This window comes from Candidatus Methylobacter oryzae, assembly GCF_003994235.2.
GTDB classification, from domain to species: Bacteria; Pseudomonadota; Gammaproteobacteria; order Methylococcales; family Methylomonadaceae; genus Methylobacter_A; species Methylobacter_A oryzae.
On the sequence record NZ_RYFG02000049.1, the window covers coordinates 1 to 5,078 of the forward strand.

The following is a 5,078-nucleotide window of genomic DNA, read 5'->3' on the forward strand; positions in this document are numbered from 1 at the left end:
AGCGCTTGCGGTGTTTTCTTTTAGCCATTGCAAATTTTAAATTTTGCAGGTTTTGCAACTCAATGGCTACTTTTAAAACACGCACTTAGAACTGAAGCGGATAAGGATAAACCGGCAGATTCTTACTTAAAAACATTTAAGAAATAACAAGGGGAATTATCATGGCTTCCAAAACAACAAATGTAACAGTTGAAAAAGCTGCATCAATTGTAAAATTAGCGGCCCTGACTGGGGCGGCTAAGGACGACCAGCTCAGCTCTGCAATAGCTGGCGTAAGTGATCTGAATGTGTTAGCTAACGATCCGGGTTCGGCAGTGATCTATTCATTGACGCAAGATGTCTCCGGGCTTGCCGGCACCGCTCAGTTTCCTGTATCGACTAGCGCTGAAACTCTGAAAGGAGCTACTATTTCCGTCAACACAGACGGCACCATACACTATGATGCGTCTGCTTTAGATCTTGCTGCGCTTGCCGAAGGCGAATTATTGGTCGATAGCTTTGTTTATACGATTCGTATGGCCAACGGTACATTAAGCACCGCCACCGCAACGGTAACAACTACTGGCGTGAACGACGCCCCAACATTGGCCCCTGTTAGCGCAACTGCAATTAATGATACTGCTGCTGACGATCAGCCTGCTGCACTGCCAGGCCAGCTTGTAGGTCATGATGTCGATCATGGTGCTGTTCTTACTTATAGCTTGGCCGATGGCGTTGACGGCAAGAGCGCTTACGGCGATCTTACCGTGAATGCAGACGGCTCATACTCTTTTGCAGTCAATGCCGATGCACTTAATGCGTTAGCAGCTGGCGAGAACGAAACTGTTAGTTTTAACGTTGTTGTGACTGATGAGCATGGCGCTAAGTCAGGCGTGCAAACTATCACATACAACTTGGTTGGCGCCAATGACACGGCGGAAATCAGTGGCGCGGCTACCGGAGATGTGACTGAAGACGGTACGTTGACTGCTAACGGCACATTGACCGTTGCCGACCGCGATCATGACCAGTCTGCATTCGCCGCTGTTGATGCTAATGCGCTTCATGGCACATACGGTGACTTTACGTTCGACCATGGCGTATGGACTTACGCGTTGCGTAATGGCGATGCTAACGTACAAGCTTTGATTGCAGGGCAGCAAGTTAGCGACAAATTGACTGTAACCTCGTTGGACGGTTCAACTTCTCAAGATATTGTTGTTACTATTAATGGTGCTGATGAGCCGGTAGTTCCTCCTACAGATGGCGATAAGCCGCCGGTTGATCCTAACGGCGCCGTTACAAGATTTATGGTTACCCAAGGGACTAGCTTTATAAATAATCGGGCTATATTCGAAGGATTCGATGGAAATGACAAAGTGGTCTATGCGAACAACTATGATTTCAATCACGACATAACTTATAGCGATTTTAATAATGATGGCCATATGGATAGTTTGCTGTCATTTACTGAGCCGCATGGTAATCAAACTACTGTAGAAATCGTACTTCTCGGCTACGCCAGTTTGACGGACGCTCAAGTTGTTGCGACGAATGCTGCGTAATGTATCAGCCATTTATAATGGCTTAGTTCCTGCATAAAATTAAGAAATGCCCATCCAATTTGGGTTGGATGGGCATTTTTTTAGCGTATCTCTTCACCGGTTAACCAATACCTCTTCGCAGCTTTCATTTCAAAACAAACTAATCAAAGTCTCGTTAAGTAATTGGCTACAAACGTCATTGCTTACTATTAAGAGAGGCTGCCGCTAATGATCAATCATCACTCTTATCCAGCGGCTTCGAGGAAGCGAATATGTTAGCAGAATAGCTGCCATTTGCAGTGTTGGCGGTGCATTAGCAGGGGTATTGGTGGCCTTGTTGAGTATGAATGCAGGGAAGACGCATTTATACGACGAAATCACGCAATTGCCGCCCACAGCTGCCGGCAATGCGTCTGTAGACAATGCTTTGGAGCTGCTTGGCGAAGCCGATGCGGAGGACGCTGCGAGCACTCCAAACAATCCGCAAAAACAGCTGAATGGACGCGCCCGCCACGCCAAGGTCAATTTCGACGCGATCAATGCCGATGCCTTGTTGCTTAACTTGTTTGCCGATACCACGATAGTCGCTGTGCGTGACCGCATAGTCCAAAATATGCAAGGTGGCGCGGTATGGGTAGGGCATATTAAAGACGACCCTAATAGTGAAGTTACCTTGGCGATCAAAGGCCAGGCTATGACGGGAAGTGTCGAATGGAACGGCCGTTCTTTTGAGATCGTTTATGTCAGGGGCAACACGCATGCAGTGCGGGAAAACGATCCGAACAAAATTCCCGCCCAGTTTGAACCCGCGGAGTCCGCAAATGAACACCCTACAGTCGACGGCGATTTAGCCGGCGGTACAACTACAACGACGACAACGACCACTGGAGCCACCAGCACAGGTCAGGTCATTGATGTGCTGGTAACTATATTTATATAGCTAATTCAATCAAGCATATCGACGTTGGCAACGATGGCGTAATGGACAGTACGGCTCAGTTCGATTTTACTACCGGTAGCGGTGTTCATCATATCGTGACAGTTGAACTTGTCGGCTACGCTAATTTGACACTTGCTCAGATCGGCTAATGGTCGAGACCGCAGGCTTTGAGAAAAGTCTAGCGGTTTAGTTCGGCTAGAATAAAAATGCCCGTCCAACTTACGTTGGACGGGCATTTTTTTGGAAATTAACTTAGGTCTTCATGCACGGATTAGGGCAAGATAAAAATGATTAAACCCTCAGCTATTTGCGACTTGCACGATACCGTTCTAAATCTTCCGGCGTATCCACGTCCCATTGCTCGCATAATTCGTAATGGCGAAATTGGCAGCGTTCGATACGGTTACGGGTTAGATTCAGTACTTGCGAAGTTCCCCAGGGCATATCAGTAAAGAGTTCCGGACGAGGCCGGTTAAGACCGATCAATACATAGCCGCCGTCTTCCGCGGGCGCTAACACGACTTCGTTTTCCCGTATTAAAGCCTCTAACGCTTGTTCCAGGTCCTGGCCGGTTAATGACGGGCAATCGCAGCCCATCAGCAATGCGTGCGAGTAATTCGCAAGCGCCGTGCAAAACGCATGATGCATGCGTTCGCCCAAATCGCCGCCTTGCTGTTGCTTTAAAATTAATCCATAGGTTGTTGCCGATTCGCTAAAAAATGCATGGTCCAGCGCCGGGGCGCACCAGAGCTGTACGGGACATAAGTTACCGATTGTCGCCCGTTGCAGTGTTGCCGTGCTGAGCTCGACATGCAGTCCGGCTGCCTGTTCGGCCGTTAATTCCGGGATCAAGCGGGTTTTGACCTGGCCGGGAATTGGGGCTTTGCAAAATATCATCAGTACGGCGTTGGGGTATTTGTAAGTCATGAAGGTTATGCATAGGCGTTTAAACAACGTTGAGTAGGGCGTGCCGGATAGTGATTCGGTCTAATCTGCCGTCGATCTTTTATCGGTAGAACGTAGTATCAATGAACATTTTCACCGTTTCCGCAACGCTTTAAAAGGCAGCAACAATAATTGCATAAAGCCCAATTCATGCGGTTCGCGAAAAGGCTTTAAGCCGATAGCCATCGTCGTTTGCGGCTGCTTGGGTTCGTCAATATAGGTTCCGCACAACCTGTCCCAGCAAGAAATCGAAAAGCCGTAATTGCTGTCGGTTTCGGCCGGAACGGTTGAGTGATGAATGCGGTGCATGTCCGGCGTGATAATCAGCCGGCGCAGTTTTTTATCGATTGCGGGCGGGATGTCGATGTTGCTGTGGTTAAAGGTCGCGGCGCCGTTCAGGATGATCTCAAAAGCGATAACCGCCCACGGATTCGCGCCGATCAAGACAATGCACAGCACTTTGTACAGCATAGAAGTCATGATCTCCAGCGGATGGAAGCGCACGGCGGTGGTCGCGTCAAATTCCAGGTCGGTATGGTGTACTTGATGCAAACGCCACAGCAGCGGCCATTTATGCGAAACGATGTGCTGGCAGTAAATCGCAAAATCAAGGAGCAGCAGCGTTACGATAATTGACAGCCATTCGGGCGCGGACAGCCGGTTCAACAATCCGTAACCTTGGTTTGTAGCCGTTATAGCAGCCAGGTAAGCCATGCCGCCCAGGCTTAAGCGCATGATTGCGATATTGAACGCGGCGAGTCCCAGATTAACCGGCCAGCGCTGCTTGCGGCCGATATGCAGGGTTCTTCTGGGACTGATATATTCCCAAGCAATCATGAGGCAGAAAATGCCCAGTGCTGCGGATAAACGGATTACGGTTTCCAAAATTGCCCCCTCGAATAAAGTTCGGCCAATAATTGCGGGTCGGTGCCAAAGAAGTAGCGCAGGCGAATGCTCCACATCAGCAGTATAGTCCTGTAAATGCCGAAGTGCTGCCATCGCCTGCCGGAACTGGTGACTTTTGCGCTAAGGCAAAGCGGCGGGCCGATTTTTTTCAGCATTTTGCTCAAGGCAATGTCTTCCATCAGCGCGATTTCGGGATAACGGCCTACGGCCGCAAACGCTTTCTTTGCGACAAAAATAACCTGGTCGCCGGTGGCAATGCCGGTCAGCCGGGAGCGGCGGTTCATCATCCAGGCGATGACGTTCAACATGAAATGATCGCCGCTCAATTGAATATCGAAGCGGCCCCATTGCCTGTCGCCGATATGCTGTTCGATTAACGGCAACGCGTTTTCGGGCAGATAAGTGTCGGCGTGCAGGAATACCAGTAGGTCGCCGCTTGCCTGGCTTGCACCGAGGTTCATTTGCCGGGCGCGGCCTTTAGGCGAATGTATGATTTTGTCGGCCAAATGGGCGTGGGGCGGATTATCTGCCGGTTGGTTTTCGGTCGCGTCGACAATAATGATTTCACAGTTATCGCGCAAGGCTTGCAACGGCAGCAAACACGAGACAATGGTTTTTTCTTCATTCAGGGTGGGGATGATGATTGAGAATTTCATTGAGTGAATGAGAGGAATAGAAGTTACGCATTGACCGCTGGTTAATATTGTGGATTGAGCTGGTCTTTGCCGGGCATAAAGCCGGTGATGAACGTGGCGATAACCTCA

5 protein-coding genes are annotated in these 5,078 nt (G+C 49.4%); 2 read left to right on the forward strand and 3 right to left on the reverse strand.

Going from position 1 to position 5,078, the window contains the following annotated elements; all coding sequences use genetic code 11:
- The first annotated feature begins 161 nt into the window (after positions 1-161).
- Both EKO24_RS06455 and EKO24_RS06460 read left to right on the forward strand, forming a co-directional pair.
- The gene (locus EKO24_RS06455; protein ID WP_127030762.1) at positions 162-1,544 is read left to right on the forward strand and encodes a VCBS domain-containing protein; all 1,383 of its coding nucleotides are present in this window, start codon (positions 162-164) and stop codon (positions 1,542-1,544) included.
- Between the two features lie 322 nt (positions 1,545-1,866).
- A complete protein-coding gene (locus EKO24_RS06460; protein WP_127030761.1) occupies positions 1,867-2,463 on the forward strand; it encodes a hypothetical protein in 597 nt (198 codons plus the stop codon).
- A gap of 303 nt (positions 2,464-2,766) precedes the next feature.
- On the opposite strand, the gene EKO24_RS06465 is transcribed toward EKO24_RS06460, so the two are convergent.
- The 3 genes from EKO24_RS06465 to EKO24_RS06475 all read right to left on the reverse strand — a co-directional run bounded on the left by EKO24_RS06465 (position 2,767) and on the right by EKO24_RS06475 (position 4,970).
- Entirely contained in the window at positions 2,767-3,390 is a 624-nt protein-coding gene (locus EKO24_RS06465) for a TIGR04282 family arsenosugar biosynthesis glycosyltransferase (protein WP_127030760.1), read from the reverse strand.
- 111 nt (positions 3,391-3,501) lie between these two features.
- On the reverse strand, positions 3,502-4,293 hold the full coding sequence (locus tag EKO24_RS06470; RefSeq protein ID WP_127030759.1) for a sterol desaturase family protein: 792 nt from the start codon (positions 4,291-4,293) through the stop codon (positions 3,502-3,504).
- Complete coding sequence (locus tag EKO24_RS06475; RefSeq protein WP_127030758.1) at positions 4,281-4,970, reverse strand: TIGR04283 family arsenosugar biosynthesis glycosyltransferase; 690 nt, start codon at positions 4,968-4,970, stop codon at positions 4,281-4,283. The genes EKO24_RS06470 and EKO24_RS06475 overlap by 13 nt, the downstream gene beginning before the upstream one ends.
- Positions 4,971-5,078: the final 108 nt, after the last annotated feature.

Excerpts from the sequence above, each read along its gene's own strand:
- EKO24_RS06455 (WP_127030762.1), top strand. The coding sequence starts at position 162 with ATGGCTTCCAAAACAACAAATGTAACAGTTGAAAAAGCTGCATCAATT.
- EKO24_RS06475 (WP_127030758.1), bottom strand. The coding sequence starts at position 4,970 with ATGAAATTCTCAATCATCATCCCCACCCTGAATGAAGAAAAAACCATT.
- EKO24_RS06460 (WP_127030761.1), top strand. The coding sequence starts at position 1,867 with ATGAATGCAGGGAAGACGCATTTATACGACGAAATCACGCAATTGCCG.
- EKO24_RS06465 (WP_127030760.1), bottom strand. The coding sequence starts at position 3,390 with ATGACTTACAAATACCCCAACGCCGTACTGATGATATTTTGCAAAGCC.